General features: G+C 41.0%; 13 protein-coding genes, 2 tRNA genes and 1 pseudogene. 3 read left to right on the top strand and 13 right to left on the bottom strand.

Annotated features, from left to right (window positions below):
* Positions 1-31 precede the first annotated feature (31 nt).
* The 3 genes from E4N78_RS05430 to E4N78_RS05420 form a co-directional block, all read right to left on the bottom strand.
* A complete protein-coding gene (locus E4N78_RS05430) occupies positions 32-253 on the bottom strand; it encodes a hypothetical protein (protein WP_255812022.1) in 222 nt (73 codons plus the stop codon).
* A 248-nt stretch (positions 254-501) separates the two neighbouring features.
* On the bottom strand, positions 502-1224 hold the full coding sequence (locus E4N78_RS05425; protein ID WP_255812325.1) for a DNA-binding domain-containing protein: 723 nt from the start codon (positions 1222-1224) through the stop codon (positions 502-504).
* A 56-nt stretch (positions 1225-1280) separates the two neighbouring features.
* Positions 1281-4571, bottom strand: a complete 3291-nt coding sequence (locus E4N78_RS05420) for an InlB B-repeat-containing protein (RefSeq protein WP_255812021.1) — start codon at positions 4569-4571, stop codon at positions 1281-1283.
* A 493-nt stretch (positions 4572-5064) separates the two neighbouring features.
* On the opposite strand from E4N78_RS05420, the pseudogene E4N78_RS13810 reads away from it, so the two are divergent.
* Positions 5065-5766 (top strand): annotated as a pseudogene (locus E4N78_RS13810) (hypothetical protein).
* Positions 5767-5870: 104 nt separating this feature from the next.
* Positions 5871-6629 (top strand): hypothetical protein, encoded by a 759-nt coding sequence (locus E4N78_RS05405; RefSeq protein WP_255812020.1) that lies wholly within the window; start codon positions 5871-5873, stop codon positions 6627-6629.
* A gap of 68 nt (positions 6630-6697) precedes the next feature.
* Here the strand turns inward: E4N78_RS05405 and E4N78_RS05400 are convergent, their stop codons facing one another.
* The 5 genes from E4N78_RS05400 to E4N78_RS05380 all read right to left on the bottom strand — a co-directional run bounded on the left by E4N78_RS05400 (position 6698) and on the right by E4N78_RS05380 (position 11571).
* Positions 6698-7762 carry a tetratricopeptide repeat protein gene (locus E4N78_RS05400; protein WP_255812019.1) on the bottom strand — a complete coding sequence of 355 codons (1065 nt, stop codon included), beginning with the start codon at positions 7760-7762 and terminating at the stop codon, positions 6698-6700.
* Complete coding sequence (locus tag E4N78_RS05395) at positions 7759-10524, bottom strand: FG-GAP repeat domain-containing protein (protein WP_255812018.1); 2766 nt, start codon at positions 10522-10524, stop codon at positions 7759-7761. Before E4N78_RS05395 ends, E4N78_RS05400 begins: the two co-directional genes overlap by 4 nt.
* A 142-nt stretch (positions 10525-10666) precedes the next feature.
* A complete protein-coding gene (gene rpsD, locus E4N78_RS05390; RefSeq protein WP_255812017.1) occupies positions 10667-11287 on the bottom strand; it encodes a 30S ribosomal protein S4 in 621 nt (206 codons plus the stop codon).
* Between the two features lie 106 nt (positions 11288-11393).
* Positions 11394-11467: transfer RNA gene (locus E4N78_RS05385), tRNA-Arg, on the bottom strand.
* A gap of 32 nt (positions 11468-11499) precedes the next feature.
* Positions 11500-11571: transfer RNA gene (locus E4N78_RS05380), tRNA-His, on the bottom strand.
* Positions 11572-11715: 144 nt separating this feature from the next.
* Here E4N78_RS05380 and E4N78_RS05375 point away from each other — a divergent pair.
* The gene (locus tag E4N78_RS05375; protein ID WP_255812016.1) at positions 11716-12273 is read left to right on the top strand and encodes a hypothetical protein; all 558 of its coding nucleotides are present in this window, start codon (positions 11716-11718) and stop codon (positions 12271-12273) included.
* Between the two features lie 79 nt (positions 12274-12352).
* Here E4N78_RS05375 and E4N78_RS05370 read toward each other — a convergent pair whose 3' ends face one another.
* From E4N78_RS05370 to E4N78_RS05350, 5 genes are read right to left on the bottom strand one after another with little or no spacing between them, the layout of a single operon-like run.
* Positions 12353-12679, bottom strand: a complete 327-nt coding sequence (locus tag E4N78_RS05370; RefSeq protein ID WP_255812015.1) for a DsrE family protein — start codon at positions 12677-12679, stop codon at positions 12353-12355.
* Between the two features lie 14 nt (positions 12680-12693).
* Complete coding sequence (locus E4N78_RS05365; RefSeq protein ID WP_255812014.1) at positions 12694-13770, bottom strand: hypothetical protein; 1077 nt, start codon at positions 13768-13770, stop codon at positions 12694-12696.
* A 21-nt stretch (positions 13771-13791) separates the two neighbouring features.
* Positions 13792-14724: an ABC transporter permease gene (locus tag E4N78_RS05360; RefSeq protein ID WP_255812013.1), complete on the bottom strand. Its 933-nt coding sequence runs from the start codon at positions 14722-14724 to the stop codon at positions 13792-13794.
* 2 nt (positions 14725-14726) lie between these two features.
* Complete coding sequence (locus E4N78_RS05355) at positions 14727-15824, bottom strand: ABC transporter permease (RefSeq protein WP_255812012.1); 1098 nt, start codon at positions 15822-15824, stop codon at positions 14727-14729.
* Positions 15817-17340 (bottom strand): ABC transporter ATP-binding protein, encoded by a 1524-nt coding sequence (locus tag E4N78_RS05350; RefSeq protein WP_304665935.1) that lies wholly within the window; start codon positions 17338-17340, stop codon positions 15817-15819. Before E4N78_RS05350 ends, E4N78_RS05355 begins: the two co-directional genes overlap by 8 nt.
* Positions 17341-17350 lie beyond the last annotated feature (10 nt).

Below are 17350 nucleotides of genomic sequence, written 5' to 3'. Positions count from 1 at the left end.
TTAACTCTATTATACCATATCTTCAGTAGTTTTAAAAGAGCGTTTCTTTTAATTTAACCGCAAAGGGCACTAAGAGCGCAAAGAATTTTGATGGCGATTTGATAACACATTCTTTAATTTTACCTTGGCGTTCCTGCGGCCTTAGCGGTTTTTTTAATTTAACCGCTTTTACCTCTTGGGCAAAAAGAACGGAAGCTCCCATAATCCACAAAAACACCGGCACACAGAGTGCTGTTTTTACACAATTTTTCATACATCATTCTCCATTAACAATTTATTAATTATACTTTATAAATTACACTTTACCAATTATACTTTATCAATTAATCGAATTCGTCTTTATTCCCCCGCAGTTTATGGAACTATGCCTCCCTGCTGTGCGGAGCACTCCCTCCATACTGTCGGGAGCTATGCCTCCGTGTTGTGTGGAGTTATCCTTCCATACTGTCGGGAGCTATGCCTCCCTGCTACAGGGAGGGTTAATTTCCGTTTTTTTAGCGTTTACGGTGTAACTGTAAGCGGTTTACCGAAGGTGCCTTTTTTTACGGTTTTTAGTTTGGTACCGCCGCCTGAAAGTTTTGTTCTCACTTCTATATAGTACGTTCCTGCCGCAAGGTCTGCGGGGATGACGGCCATAAGGCGGGCGGGTTTGTTTTCGGCGATGACGGAGGCACTGACGGCGGCGCTCTCAGGTGCTCCCGTTTCAGGTACAAAGAAGATGCCTTGCTTTGAGTCTTTTGCATCGAACTTTAAGCGGCTTCCGGTAAGCTGTACAACGCCGCCTTTGGTGAGCACTTCGTTCACCTTGCCCGATACGATGTCGGTAACTTCGGTGATGTAGGGGCCGGTGCTTGTGCTTTCGGTTTTTTCGCATTTGATTTTGCTTACAGCGTCGCGCAAGAGTGTGCCTGCGCTCATGTTCAAGTTGACCGTGTGCCGTTTTTTGTCGAAGGTGTCGGCAGCCCCATTGAATACGCCCGATATGCTTAAAGAGGTGTTCATAAGCGGGGTGTTGACGGCAGAGCCGTCGGCGATGAGCGCTGCGCACACTTCGCCGTAGACTTGCAGGGTAGCAGCCACGTCGGCCCGCGTGAGCGTGGAGCCTTTTTGCATCATAAGGCCGATAATCTCGTCAAGGGTGTACGAGCGCACGTCCGCCGCCTGCGCCATGTAGTCATCCGGCGCAGGAGTGAGTAAGTTTTCCCGTAAACAATATTTTAACATAAAAACCTCCTTGAGTTTTAATTGGTAATTACACATTATCCATTGGAATTATCCCATTAATTAGACAGTATATAAAATTTGGCATCGTCTAAAACCTTGAACCGCTTCTGACTGGTAGTATTTTCAAGATGAAAATCACTACCATTGACATTGACGTTTCCGGTATCTAAATCAAATTTCGCGTCTCCATTTACCACTTTATTGTTCTCTTGCAGAACATCGGTCTCATAAGCTCTAAAGGTTTTGTAATTAAACTTAATATATCCTCCACCTGAGTTATTTACGTTGGTAACGTGCATAATGCCGTAATTAAAGTGACCGTTCCTCTTCGTCCTATAAAGTACCAGTTTGCCATACAATTCCGTGCGGTCAATTGTAGCATTCTCACCATAAATCATTGAAGAAGCTGCGGCGATTGCGGCGTCGATTGCGGCTTTTATCTGATCCTTCGTGATATTGTCAAAAACGTCAGTTTTATCCTTTGTCAAGCGACCGTTGCTGCCCACTGTCCAATGCTCGCTGTTGTTCGGCGTTACGGCGAATTTGCCGTGTTCCGAGCTTAAAAGTGCAGCATTGCCGTCAAGCACTTTGGTACTCGGCAGGTATTGGTTGTTCGGTACCGTAATGCGGGCGACGGAATCCTCAGCGGTCAAGGGGGCGGTCACGGTTATCCTTGCATTACTTGGGGACATTCCGTCCAAATACACATCATTGTCTACCGCAATTCGTGTGTTGTCTTTCATAATTACGTCTGCGTTATTTGCATATACGCCGCCGCCGCGCTGTGCTGTGTTGCCCTTAATTGTGCAGCCGGTAGAGCCGTTATTTTGCAGTATTACCTTGCAAAGGTTGCCGACATAGATGCCGCCGCCGTTACCGTCGGAGCCGGTTCCTGTTGCTTTGTTTGCCTTATCCGTATCCGTGCCGCCGATAGTGCCGCCTGAGATTGTTACCACGGGATAGGAGCTTGCCCCTATTATATAGATGCCGCCGCCGTTCTTTGCGGTGTTTCCCGTAAAGGTGCAGTTTGTGATGGTAGTAGGTGTGCCCTCAACATTTAAGCCGCCGCCGTTTGTACCTGCTTCGTTGCCCGTAATGATACAGTTTTCTATTTTGATCTCGCTTGCATCTCGTGCGAAGATTGCGCCGCCGCAGCCTGCATCGCCTGTCCCGGTTGCCTTTCCGCCTGTAAGCGTCAGGTTTTCGAGCGTGAGCACTTTGCCGCTTGCCACTTTGAAAATGCGGCTCATCGTGTTTGCGTTAAGTATGTCTCTGCCGGCTCCGGTTTTACCCTTTATCGTAAGGGTTTTGTCTATTAAGATTTCGCCCGAATTGCCGCTTGACGCCTCTATTTTACCGTCTATGGTGATGGTGGAGTTCGGATCAGCTACTTTGACAGCATTTTGTAACAACGTCCACGCTAGATTATTGGTGCCTTCTACGACTGTCACCTTTTTAAACTCGACCGTTACGGTTGCGTTGTCAGTTACGGTCAGCGTTGCCGTAGTGCCGGTGCCGCCGCCCGAAAGCGTGCCGGCAGAAGCCGTCCAGCCTTCAATTTCCCACGCGCTGGGGACGGAGCCGAGAGGTACAGCGTTAAAGGTTACCGTACTTCCATTCGAAACGTTCGTAAACTCTTGTTCGGAGCCGTCATTGTTGTAATTGGCTATTTTGGTCAGACCGCCGTAAGAGCCCTGCAAGCTTCCCCCTTTGCCGTCTACTACTCTGAAGGTTACGGTGTAAACCTTTTTAAACCTGACCGTTACGGTTGTATCGGCGCTTACGTTAGAAAGCGTTGCCTTTTTGTTGTTGGATGTGTCTACCGTAGCACCCGTCCAGCTATCCACAGCATAGCCGGTATTGGGCATTGCAGTAAAGGTTATGCTGCCGCCGTACTTTACCGTAACGGGGCTTGTACTGCCAGTACCTCCTATAACGTTTGTTGCACTGATACTGCCGTTTGAGCCGTCCACGCTGAATGTTACGTTGTATGTTTTGCGATTATAGTACAGTTTGACAACCGTGTTGCCGTCTGCGGCGATTGTTGCGGGGTCAGGATCCATGCTCACGTAATCAAAGCCCTGATACTCTTTCTTGATATCATTAGCATTGATAGCGCCACCCGTTGTGCCGTATTTAGTTTCCGTGCCGGCAAGCGTATAACTATTATTTTCAACATTCTGCTGATAATGCTCTACCATGTACGGCGTGCCGTTTCCCGGTACCCACTTTGCATAGAGCGTCATATTACCTGTTACCGTGTCTGTTGCAAAGTTCCATTCTTGTCCGTCGGAGCAGTCAGCGTTTTTATACCAGCCGCCGAAGGTATAGCCCGCTTGAGCCGGATTTGGCGGCTCTGTTACCTTACCGCCGTTTTCTATATATTGAGTATCGGGTTCGGGCGTTCCGTCTTTTGCATTAAATTCAACTTTAAATTTTTCTTTTAGCTCTGCAGTAAGACTGTCCGAAACGACGCCTTCCTTGTCGCTCAAAGTTATGGTGTACGATGTTTGCGGGTTGGAGCTTTCTACCTTTATATCGGTTTTAAAATACAATACCCACGCTCCGGACGGTACGTTGGGAGAAGATGAGGTTAATTTTTCTACCTCGCCGGACCCGATAAATGAACCTATCTCAAACGCTTCAACAGGTTTTTGAAAGTCTAAATTGTTATTGTTGTATAATAGACTGTAAGAGGAGCCGTTTATTGTGATCTTTGCAATATCCTTGTGTACCGGTACGGTGCCGGAGCCTGTCGTTACCGTCTTTGCCATTTCAGCAGAATCGAATTTAAAGCATAGCACGTACTTCGAAGGAGAAGTGTTTGTTTTTGCAAGCACAACTGCCGGTTTTGGCGGCGGGGTGTTCGATTTTATGCCGAAGGTATAGGTTTTCTTGAATACCCTGCCGTCTGCAGCTTTAAGGGTGATGGTCGGATTTAAGCCGCCTGAACCTTGTTCATATTTTTGTAAAAGAGAAGATTTATAGGTGAGCTCAAGCGTGCCGGGACCGGTTTGTTTCAGTTCATAGTACGTTCCTGCCTTAGGCTGCTCGGAAAGTTCTTTAAATTCGATAATGCCCTCAGGTTCCGAAGATGTCGGCATAACAAACGGAAAATTTTTTGGGTTGTACACTGTGAGCGTAATAAGAACATCGGCTGAAGAGCTGACACAAGGCACACCTACTCCATCCGGTCTATATACTGAACCGATGCTATGGCTTTTGACAAAGGTCTCGCTCGCCCAATAGCTGAAGAACTCTTCCGGATCTTCCATAAATTGTTTACAGGTTGTAAAAAGTAAAATTACAGCAAACGCCGCCGTTAAAATTTTTAAAAGTCTTTTCATCGCAATAGTATAATACTACGGTTGGAGTATTTTATCTATTTAAAACGGACTCATATAGTTAAAAAGAACCAAAGTTACCGAAAAAGAACTTTGGTTACTCGCTCAAAATCGGACATCCGTGTCCGATTTTGAGCTTCGAGTTTTGCCTTACGGCAAAACATCGACGTTTACAGTCCGCACAGGATGTGCGGTGGTTTCAATCGTACGACGTTTTAGGCAGAAAGCCTAAAACTCGTGGTAAGTAAATGTACAAGGATGTACATTTACTTACCGGACATCCATGCCGCTGAAGGATTGGACATCCGTGTACATTTTTCAGCTTCGACGGTATGGAATGTACGTAAGTATAAGGACAGTCTGTGTGACTTTTCCACTAACCGTAAAGTTAATGGATAATTGATAATTTAATTACCCATTACCCATTAAAAATTGAAAAGCGGGCTCTTTTAAAACTGCGGTAAGTATGGTATAATACAATCAATGAGGAATGGCTATGAGTATGTCAAACAGAAAATATAAAGATTCGGTTTTTGTCGATTTGTTCAGTGAGGACGAAAAAGCAAAAGAAAATTTCTTATCTCTTTATAACGCCTTGCACGGTACAAACCTTCCGCTTTCGTCTCCTGTCGAAAACATAAGGCTTGAAAATGTCATGTACATGAACATAATCAATGACGTCTCCTGTCTTGTAGATGGTAAAATTATCGTATTGGCTGAACATCAATCCACTATAAATGAAAACATGCCCAGTCAAGGAATATACTTCCGTGTACATTCCTTGACTTCGAGTTTTGAGCACAGCTCAAAACATCGTAAAGCTAAAACCACCGCCATCCGTGGCGGTACTGAAATGACTTTTGCAAATAGACGAGGTAGATACAAGGCACAAACAAAAAACACCCGCAGGCGTGCTTTTTGCACGTCGAGGACTGTTTTTTGTGAAGTAACGCAGTAGATACTCGTATATTTGTAAAAGAGGAGGTAATCAATAGTGTTAGTAGCCGAATACGATTATGATACAGACATCGCAGTGCAGAGATCTGAAGAAAGACAAATAGCTTTTGCCCAAGGTGAAGAAAAAGGCACATACCAAACAAAGCTTGAAACGGCAAAACTAATGAAAGAGGAAAATTGTGAGATTTCCTTTATACAAAAGATGACCGGTCTTTCTAAAGAAGAAATCGAAAAACTTTAGAAAGTGCAGTAATCAATTGCCAATTACCCATTACACATTACCAATTAAAAATTGAAAAGCGTCTACTTGCATTTTATACCGTATTTTTTTATACTATTTCTGTTATGAGAGAGTTTTTTACCGTAAACCGTATTATGTATGCATCCGCTTTTTTTGTGTTATGTGTTGCACTCGTGATGAATATTACCACGCAAGTCCCGCTTGCAGGCTTTATTCCTGTTGTGCGGTGGATTGATGTTGCCGTTAATGCGGTTGCTGCCGGTTTGTGTGTCTTTTTGTTTATAAAACCGGGCTGCAAAATGATTTCGTATCTATTGTTTTTTATTGAAGGCGGGGTTACCGCTCATATGGGTTTTGTCGGTATAGGAACCCTCCTTTTTACTGCAGGCTGCGTTATAGTTTTTGTAAACGGAGATTTTAAAACCCGCTATAAAGAAAAGATCGCAGCACTCTGTTTGTACTGGATACTCATTACGATAGGTCTTTATTTTTCGTTTAATATAAAAATGGCGGTCTTCGAAATTGCACTTACTTTTTTTCACTTCGGACTTCTGGTCTGTCTTTATAAAAAACTGGAATCGAAGCTGTCCTTTCTTTTGCCTGTTGAAGAAATTATTAGTCCTGAAATTCCGCTCCCTGCCAAGGGTTCAGCCTTATGCTTGTCGGACTACGGCATTTCGGATCGGCAAAAGTTTTTTATTCAAGGCACAGTCAACGGCGGAAAAACATACGAAGAGCTTGCTGCCGAATATCATGTAAGCACTTCGGTTGTAAAAAAAGATATGGCAGCAGCATGCCGTCTTTTCGGTGTAACAAACAAAGAAGATTTAAGAATTTTGCTGCTGCAGTATAAAATTGAGTAAAAATAATAGATGAACACCATCGGCAATTCGCAAACCGGCACTTGGCGCTCGCTTCGGGCTTGTTGATTTTATCTTAAACCGTCGGCTTTTTTCAGCCATTCATAAAAATCAAGACCGGAAACATCTCCGTCAGGTACAAAGAGCCGTCCGTCAATCAGTGGAATTACGTCTTCTTCTACCATGCCTATGATTGCATCAAAGAAAACTCCGTCTATAGCTACATCCTGTATGGGGCTCGATTTTCCGCTATAGACATATTGGCGGCTGTATCGAGTGAGGGCATCATTGTCATTACCTATAAGGAGGTGCCACAAAAAAAGAGCAGCATCCTTCCTTGTTGCCGTTCCTTTTGAAAGATTGACCGAATCGTCATACCAGCCTGCAGCCTTTAGCCTATCTGCAAGCATTGCAGGCCGCCAAAAGGCCGTACCCGTAATTGAATCAAGGGCATGGGTATTATCCTGAGTGAGGGTTGTCATATCTATTAAGCTTATCTTAGTTTGAGTTAAAATTTGAGCCGTAGACTTTTTAACACCTGAATCAACCTTATAGAATTTGCGGCAGTACTCCCTCTTTTCACCGTAAAGAAGACCGTACTCTTCGTTTAAAAAATCCAAGGAAGCATCAAAGGCAACAAGTGCCCTAGTATAATCTTCCAAAAGGTAATAGACAAAGCCCAGCTCCGATTGCAGCCTATATGCCTTAGGATTTAATTTAATCATCGAAATCAAATAATCTCTTTTGTCTTCAAGCCTTTCGGTTAAGCGCGATTTAATCAAGTGCACATATTCTTCATGAGGATTATAGTTTTCCGCAGTTTTAAGCATTTTTTTAGCAGAAAGCTTGTCCCTGTTTAGCAAAAAGTAATCGGCATAAAGGGCATATACCAAGGCAAGATAAGCTCTATCCGATGAAGGAATAGCTAAAAGAGCATTTAAATCCTTTTTTATCTCTTCAATCTTTTCCTGATTGTTTTCTCTATACTGCTTAACTATGTTAATTTCAATATTTTCTACATTCCGAATATTATCTTGAGATAATGTAGTAGAATAAATCGAATCTTTTTGCATTGTTGAACAAGATACAAAAACCATCAACACACAAAGCAGCAAAAGCAGAAATTTATTTTTCATTTTGAAACTCCCGTATAAGAATGAATGCTGTTGTCTATACCGCAGGTTATCAATTCCAGCCTTCCGTTTCCGTCCACATCGATTAGATAAGGAATTCCCGTGCCTGCAACAGGAAAACCGTTTATGGGAGAAAGGTTAGCATTATAAGCATATATGGAATTTCCTCCGCCTGAAACAAGCACATCATCATAACCGTCCGAATCAAGATCGATGAGCGTAATAAGATAATCGGATGCATTTTTTTGTTTTAAAGGAATTTTATCTATTATATTACATTCGGTATCTATCTTATATAAAAAGCCGTTATCGGTAATTAAAAAGAACATTTTTAGCTTTTCGGAATAAACGGGTTGAGTTTTACAAGAACTGTTAAGGTCTATGGAATAAACCTCTCCCTCTTTTCCCTGCATAAGTGAAGGTCTAAGAGAGAATAAGCCCTGCTCCGTTAAGACGGCTTCGTAAGTATTATTTTTATATAGAATAGGCTGAACCGCCGAAATACCGTCAAGCTCTTTAGGATAACCTGAAACAATTTTTCCCTTATCATCAAAAACATACATATAGCTGTCAAAGGAACGCGGTATAGCCGTAATAAAATTACCGTACACTGAAGGAGCAGCCTTTAATCGCGTATTCATCTCGTCTGAATGATAAAAGGAAGCTGAGCTGTCTACATATAAAAGAACGGGCTTATTTGCAACCGGAACAACTATCTTGTCCTGTATAATCGCCGGAGAAGAGCTTAATTTTTCTCCGGTTAAAATAGGAAAGCCTGAGGACACTTCCAGATTATAATCCGTTTTGTAGACGGTTCCTCGGGCAGATACGGCCCAAACGGAATCCACAATACCTTTTTTAATATCGAGGTTTAAATAAGCCTTATCATCGAGTTTAATCGACTTTAATTGTTTATCGGCTAAATTTAAGGCATACAGGTTTGTTCCGCTTACCCAATAAGCAAAGGGCACATTGTTTGATCCCTTTCCGCAATAGATGTATGAGCTCAACTTTGAATTAAATTCAAATGGAAAGGCGGAAAGTTCTCCTAAGGAATGAGCTTCGGTTTTTTGGGCATAGACTTCAAATTTAAGTTTTTTTTCTTTTTCAAACCTGATTGAGATCAGGCCCCGTCCAAAACCTTTTAAGACTGATTGTAAAACCTGATTTGTCCTTAAAAACGAGGGAACTTGATTTTCCAAATTATAATAGACAAAGACGGAAGTTTCGGGAGAAATAGACCTAGTTATGTTTTTCCAGTTTTCGGTTTTTACAAGCAAGTCGCCTCTTTTTACATCATTTAATGTAGAGGCTAGAGCTTCCGCACTCTGCGAAAGATAAAGATAACCTCCTTCAATAACATAAAAAGGAGTGGGAAGCTCAACCTTAAAGGCCCGTAAAAGAGCCGTTAAAATATCGGGGAATTCTATACGCGGTATTCTTATGCCGTCAACAAGGGCCGAGATATTTCTGTTTACAAAAAATGAGGTATAGATTAATTCGAAGGCTTGCCTGCATAGTTTTTCGTCTTTTAAGGAAACAAAAAAGATAGGAACATCGGATTGTTTTACTTCAAAAACACCTATCTCTTCGCCCATCCATGAAAAAAGCAAATCATCGATGCTCTTATTAAAAATAAATTTGGATGCCTTATTTGCAGAATTATAGGATTGTAATATAGATGAACCTAAAATATCTTTTCCGTTTTGGAATAAAAATTGGGGATCTCCCATGTTTATTAAACTGATATAGTCGGCGGATTTCGGGAGCCTGTTCAATATTCCCGGAATAAAGGCTTGCCTTTGAAGAATAGTATTTAAGCCCTCGGATTCGGTTTCCCACTTACAAAGTCCTGAAAGACTTATATCTTTATAATCCAAACTAAGATCTATTTTTGCTTTTTCCGGAAATTTAAGGGCACGCACAACATTATTGCTTATAGAATCGTCTTTGGGCGTATCCCTGGTAAAATAATTTACATCGCTCAATATGCTTAAAGAGCCGCCCTTCTTTTCTTTAATAAATTTACGCAAGGTTTTAATATGCTCATCTTCATGCTTTTTAGACAGGGCCGAAAAAAATAAATTCTTTGATGTAGAAGCAATTACGGAGTCCTTATAGTTTAAGAAATATATAGCTTGACCGCCGCCCAAATCATACTGCCAAAAACTTATACCGTTTTCGTCAAGCGGCTTAAGCCCTTTTAAGTCAGCCAACAAGTCAGGTTTAAATTTTAATATTAAAGGTAAAAGCCTTGTTCCTGCCGAACGGAAGCCCAATTTAACAAAAATCAAAAAATTATTTTCAGGATAGGCGGCTATGTCTAAGCTGATATTTGAGGCAGAGCCGAACCACCATGAGGACAGCATTGGAGAGGCTCTAAAAGAACGGATAGTTCCCTGTAATTGAGCTGTTTCAGTCGAGCTTAAAACCGAATCAAGGGTCTGCATTGAAAGGGTTTTTTGTAAAAGATCCCCTGCAGAATCTATGTTTATATAGGCATAATGTCCATCAGGTATATATTCTATAGGATTTATACCGTCAATTGCTGAATAAATAAGAAAACCTGCAATGGGTAAAACCAATACAAGCAAAATAACTAAAAAAGTCATCCCTATTTTAAAGAAAATACCGTGCTTTTTTTTGATTTTTACTTCTTTCTTTTCCGGTCTTTTCTTTTCTTCCAAGGAGGATTTGTTATCATTTTCTAAAACAACTGCTTCATCATTTTTTTGATCTAATATTGATTCTGGATTATCGCTCATTTAAATTCTCCAAATTTAATAGTGCATACTATTATAGAACTAAAGAACTAAAAAATCAAGCATGGTGAGTATAATAAAAAACGGCTCATTCAAAGGATGAGCCGTTTTGTGCAAGAGCTTAAAGCCAAGCTAAAACTTAAGTTTAAGCTTTTCTTGAATAGTATTCAACAACATTCTGAATGTTTCCTACGGGCTGAATATCCGTAGTAACAGGTAAAATATTTACAGTAGCAGAAAGTTTTTCGTCATCAATTGTGAGCCATGAACCTCTCGCACCTTGAGAAGTACTCATATTATGGCGGATAAGGTTTTGAATACCTTTCTTATTTTTTGTTGTAATAACATCGTTTACGCTTACGCACATCGAGGGAATGTTTACGGGCTTTCCGTTAATAAAGAAATAAGCATGCGAGACCATTTGTCTGGCCTGTGCACGGCTGATAGCAAAGCCCATTCGATAAATCGTATTATCCAAACGCTGTTCCATCAAGGAAATCATATTATCACCGGTAACACCGGGCATTCTGCTTGCTTTTTTATATAAATTCGTAAACTGCCGTTCCGAAATTCCATAAGCAAATCTGAATTTTTGTTTTTCCTTTAATTGTTCTCCATAAACAGAAGTCTTGCCCCGTTTTCTAGCGCCGCGTTCTTTTCCGGGACCGTTCGGCTTACGATCCAAAAGTTTGTCGTATTTCGGATTACCGTAAATATTAACGCCGAGTCGTCTAACTGTTTTTCCTTTAGGCTGTCTAGTCGCCATTCGTCACCTCTTATAAGAATAAAATAGATTTTTAAGCCTATCAAAATAAGACTGTTTTGTCAAGTAATTAAAAATTATGGAAACAGTAAAATAGGCGGCAAATCTATGCGCCCGACACGATTCGAACGTGCGACCTGCGGATTCGAAGTCCGATGCTCTATCCAGCTGAGCTACAGGCGCAAAATAAACGGAGCTTTATAAGCTCCGCAAAGGGTGGGTAGTGGGATTTGAACCCACGACAACCAGAACCACAATCTGGCGCTCTACCCCTGAACTATACCCACCACGTAAGATAGACATTATGCTAAAAAACGGAAAAAATGTCAAGGTCTTTTTTTATAAAATTATTGACAAAGTTCGGTTTTTAAGCCTTGAAGACTTAAAAAAAATAGTGTATAATTTTATCTATAAATCAAAAGGAGATTTTTATGTCAAATTTAAAAGCTATTGATCTTTTTGAAGCTTATGCTCAAAACAAACTTCCAATGGATCAAGGATACATCGTTTCATCTTTTTTTAAGGAAGAGTCGGCCTACAGTGTTTATGAAATAATTTCATATTCAACCGTAAAAGACATTTATATGACCGGTGACGGCTTAACTTTCCAAACAAACGGAAAAAAGCTTTTCCTCTTGGTAGAGCCCGCAAACTTCCCCCACAAGGCAACCGAACCTGTATTTAGAGATAAGAACTTTCAAGTACCTTTGAGATTTAAAGAATCCAATATTTATACTGCAAAAAATCAGTCCACCATTGTTTACAGTAAAACTCCTCAGGAAGCCATTTCGGCTTTTACGGTAGTAAAACCGGTGGGCATCAACTTTGCTTTTCTTTTTTATCCTCTTCCCGATACATTTAAGTCCATAGAACTTTTCTTTGAAAAAACCTTAAATCAAGAAGCGGTTATCCCTGTAAGCGATGCAAAAAAGGTAGCTAAGGACTTTGCAGCCCTTTGCGAAAAAGTGCTGACGTGGCCTAAAGACTAAGAAGCTCAAAATAACAAAAATTAAAGAGGTACCTATGATTAAAAAACTCCGGGTACCTCTTTAATTTTATAGTGCATCTTTATTCTATCGTATATTCGATAAACCCTTCAGCTTTCCGGCTTATAATTTCGCCTATTCCGGCCCTGACAGTTCTAATATTTTTATAGTTTATATCGGGCATGTTTTGTCCTGTAAGGGCATTGTGGCATAGGGCTATGTCGAGCCCCGAATCCGTAAAATCGTTTTCAAGATTTTCAAAGTATTTTACAACATCCCCGGCAAAAACAACTTCAATTTCGGCAGTATCGCCCATTTCTTCACAATATCTTTTATAATTAGTTATCTTGTGCTTTAACTTGTCTATTAAGTTAAACTTTTCAATCCTAAACAAAACCTTATAATGCATAATCTTTTTCCTTTTTATAAATCTTCACTCGGTATAGACGGCTCAGGCGGAGATCTTCGGTTTGCATTGTGTTTTTCGATTTCTGCATCCAAATCTTTAATATCGGATCTGATCAAAAATGGAGAGCCCATGGCAAAGACATTTCCCTCATCCATTATATAAAGAGGTAAATTTTCTAAAACCGAAAATTGAGCCTTGGGATAGGTATCGGGAACGGCATAAGTGCCGGGGCCTGCACCAAGAGGCTTAAAACTTAAAAACAAGCCTTGGGTATTTTCAGCATTTGAATCCGAAGAAATTGTGTATTTTCCCGTTTCATAATTGCGTAAAATGCTTCCGGTATTGGTAAGGCATGAATAAACAAGGTTTCCTCTTTTTAAAAGGCGGGGGAATTCATAGCTGACTCTGTCATTTCCCTTAACAATTACCTTTTTGCCATTATACTCAAGGTCATCAAGCCAATAGCGGAACCGGATATAATCGTCTCCGGTAAAAAAATAAGCATCGATTGAAGCAGGAGCCTCGTTGGGATAAAGAAGGATGCCGTCAGGACTGCCCTGCTCTATCCAAAAACCGTCCAAGAGATTCTTTTTATCGTCAAGGGAGCTTTCAGAGTTTTCATCTTTTGTTTCTAAAAGATTATCCGAGCTTTCTTTTTTTACCTCATAAGGGATTTTTTTATAAAATGAAGTAAAAAAGAAGTTTTTTTCTATACATAAGGGAAAAACAACGGCTTTTTTAACATAGGGATAGTTTACTCTTAAATAAAATTGACTTTTAGAATTTTCAATAGCTTCTATAGAGGAAGAAAAATTCCCCATTTTTTCGTATACAAAGCGGTAATAAGGCTTTAAAACAACCCTCATATCGAGAGAATCTTTTTCAATGTCTCGTGAAAATTCTATAAATCGGCCTCCATTCTCCCAGATTCCCTCTATACCAAGAGTCTTTTCGGACAAGGCAGTTTCGGTATTTTCTTGCCCAAATAGATTAAGGGCAGGCCCAAAAAAACTAAAGGCCGGCCCAAAGAAATTAAAGGCTATAAAAAAAGTGAATATAAGGCTGAACGGCCGAAAAAAGCGTTTTTTCATAGGCTCTCCCTTATTAAAAGTTTAATAAGGTTCCCCGTCAGCCTTGGGAGCCGCCGAATGTTTACTAAAAAGAACAAGGGCTATCAATGTTACCACATAAGGGAAAATTTTAAGCCAAACCGGAGGAATAATACTCAAGGAAGGGATAACCTGAGAAACATTTGCAACCGTACGGGCAAAGCCGAAAAAGAAGGTTGCACCCAAGATGCCTAAAGGCTTCCACTGACCGAAGATTAAAGCTGCAAGAGCTAAAAAGCCAAGGCCGTCAACACTCCCGTTAAATTCGCCGGAATAGGTTACAAGAATAACGGCGCCGCCTAAACCGGCTAAGGCGCCGCTCGCACATACGGCAAAGTAACGCATCTTATGCACATTTATGCCCGCACTGGCTACGGCCGAAGGATGCTCCCCGCAGGCCCGAAGCCTGAGGCCGAATGAGGTCTTATAAAGTAAAAACCAAGAAAAAACCAAAATAGCTAAAACAAGCCATGTACTCCAATAGCTTTGAGAAAAGAATAATGGCCCTAAAACGGGAATATTCGCCAAGCCGGGAATGTCTTTTCTGATTATGCTGTTTACACGGACATTTCCAGAGCCTAAGATGGCTCTCGCGGTATAGACTGTCAAGGCTGCAGCCAACATATTTATGGCGGTACCGCTTATAATCTGATCGGCCTTTAATGTAATTGAAGCAAAGGCATGTAAAAGAGAATATAAGATTCCCATAATTACGGCAGCTAAAAGGCCTATGGGTATAAGAAGGCCGGAGGGTATCAAGCCTTCCAAAAGATGGATGGTAATAGCTGCGGCAAAACTGCCTACAAGCATGAGGCCTTCAAGCCCTAAATTTACTACTCCACTCCTCTCGCTATAAAGACCGCCTAAAGAAGTAACTAAAAGCGGAATCGTATATGCTATAACATAGGGAAATATTGAAGTTAAAGTATACCACATAATTAGTTCGCCTCCTTGACGGTTTTTTCCTTATTTTTTTGGATTTTAGACCAAAATTTCTTTAACAATAAACTTGTCGCCGTAAAATAAATGATAACTGCAATGATGGTATCGGCTATTTCGGGCGGAACATTTGTGTTGGCGCTCATAAAGCCCTTCCCCACATGGAGAATACCGAAAAAGATGGAGCTTAAAGCAACACCTATCGAATTTCCGGCGCCTAGAAGAGCAACGGCTATTCCGTCAAAACCTTGAGAGGGTAAAACACCGATCTGCATGTTAAGGGAATAACCGGCATAATAGGTTAAACCTGCAAGACCTGAAAGAGCTCCGGCAATCATCATAGAAAAGATAATATTTCTGTTTACCTTGATGCCTGCATATTCCGCTCCGCTCTTATTATATCCTGCAGCCTTTAGCTCAAAGCCAAGAGTCGTTTTATCCAATATTATTTTTACAAGGATAATTCCTAAAATACCTAAAAATATGCCGTAATTTATATACTCGCTTCCGAATAGATTACTCAGCCACCCAGCCCTCAAGGTGTGTTCTACAGCGATGGAGCGGCTTTCGGTCTCGATAAATTCGGCCTTTAGATAACCTTGAACCGAATAATAAACTATCCAATAGGCTATCCAGTTCATCATTATAGTAGAAACGACCTCATGTACATTGAATACGGCTTTTAAAAGGCCGGGCAAAGCAGCCCAAAGGGCTCCTCCAATCATGGCGGCTATTATTAAAACAAGCAACAAAACAGGGCGAGGCATTGAACTGTTTAAGGCTATAAAGGTTGCAAAAAGGCCTCCAATGAGCATCTGTCCTGAGGCACCGATATTAAAAGGCCCCGTTTTAAAAGCAAAGCTGACCGAAAGTCCTACAAACAAGAGAATCGTAGCCGTTGCAAGGGTGTTTCCTATACGCTCTATATTCATTAGGCCGCCCCGGAAAAGGTAGGAAAAGGCCGAAAACGGATTTGTTCCTAAAACGGCTATAAAAACGGCACCGGCAATAAGACCGAGTAAAACAGCGGAAAAACTGATAATAAAATTGTTTTCGGCTATATTAAAGTCTTTAAATCGTATTTTAAGCTTACTCATTTTTTCCTCCCATGCCGGCCATCATAAGCCCTACTTCTTCGGCGGTGGTTTCTTCAGGGCGTACAATTCCGCTTAAAGCCCCCCTGTGCATTACTGCTATCCTATCTGAAAGGTTAAATATTTCGTCAAGTTCAAAAGAAATTAAAAGAACAGCCCTTCCGTTATCCCTGTGTTTTACGAGTTCCTTGTGGATAGATTCTATAGCTCCTACATCAAGTCCTCTCGTAGGGTTTACCGCTATTAAAAGAGGCGGATCAAGGGTAATTTCCCTTCCTAAAATCGCCTTTTGCTGATTACCGCCGCTCAAATTTCCCGCTTTGGATTCTATACCTGAACCGGAGCGGACATCGAAGACTTCGCTGATTTTTTGAGCAAAGAAGTTTATTTTTTCCTTATTTAAAAATCCGTGTTTTTGGAAGTTTTTTGTGTAATAGGATTTTATGACCATGTTTTCGGCAATAGAATACTGTAACACAAGGCCGTGTTTTTGCCTGTCTTCAGGAACATGGCCTAAGCCCGATTCTGCTCTTTTTCTTACGGAAAAGTTTGTAATATCTTTTCCGTCTAAAATTATACTGCCGGACTCGACCGGCATGAGCTCCGAAAGCGCATAGACCAGCTCGCTTTGACCGTTTCCGTCTACGCCGGCTATACCTACGATTTCTCCTGCCCTGACCTCAAGAGAAAAATTGCTTACTGCAGGCAGTTTTTTTTCTTTTAATACGTTTAAGTTTTTAATTTCAAGAATCGGCTTTCCCGGATTTGAAGGCCCTTTCGGAACCTTAAAGTCTACAGGACGGCCCACCATCTTGGAGGCAAGTTCATTTTTGGTTGTAGAAGCCACATCGACAACATCTATGAGTTTTCCCCGCCTTATAATCGTACACTTGTCGGCTGCATCCAAAATTTCCTGTAATTTATGGGTAATAAGAATTATGGCCTTACCTTCTGCGGCAAGGTTCCGCATAATCTGCATAAGTTCGTTTATTTCTTGAGGGGTTAAAACTGCCGTCGGCTCATCGAAGATTAGGATGTCGGCATTCCTATAAAGCATTTTTAATATTTCAACCCTTTGCTGCATACCGACAGTGATATTGCTTATAAGAGCATCAGGTTCAATAAAAAGACCGTATTTATCGCTTAACTCTTTTATCCGTTTTTCGGCTTCTTTTTTGTTTAGGATAAAACCGCCTTCTTTACCCAAAATAATATTTTCGGTTACGGTAAAATTATGGATGAGCTTAAAATGCTGATGCACCATTCCTATCCCTAGATCATTTGCATCATTTGGGCTGTTTATTTTTACCTTGTTTCCCTTTACATAGATTTCTCCTCTATCGGCATGGTAAAGCCCGAAGAGGATGCTCATCAGAGTCGACTTCCCCGCTCCGTTTTCTCCCAAAATCGCATGTATTTCTCCCTGTTTAACGCACAGGCTTATATCATCGTTTGCTACGATTCCGGGAAATTCCTTGCGGATATTTCTCATTTCAATCACATAATCAGAATGGGACAATTTGAACTCC

Source organism: Treponema denticola, assembly GCF_024400535.1.
Taxonomy (GTDB): domain Bacteria; phylum Spirochaetota; class Spirochaetia; order Treponematales; family Treponemataceae; genus Treponema_B; species Treponema_B denticola_C.
Note: the sequence above shows the minus strand (reverse complement) of the source record. Positions and strands in the feature narration are given on the sequence as shown.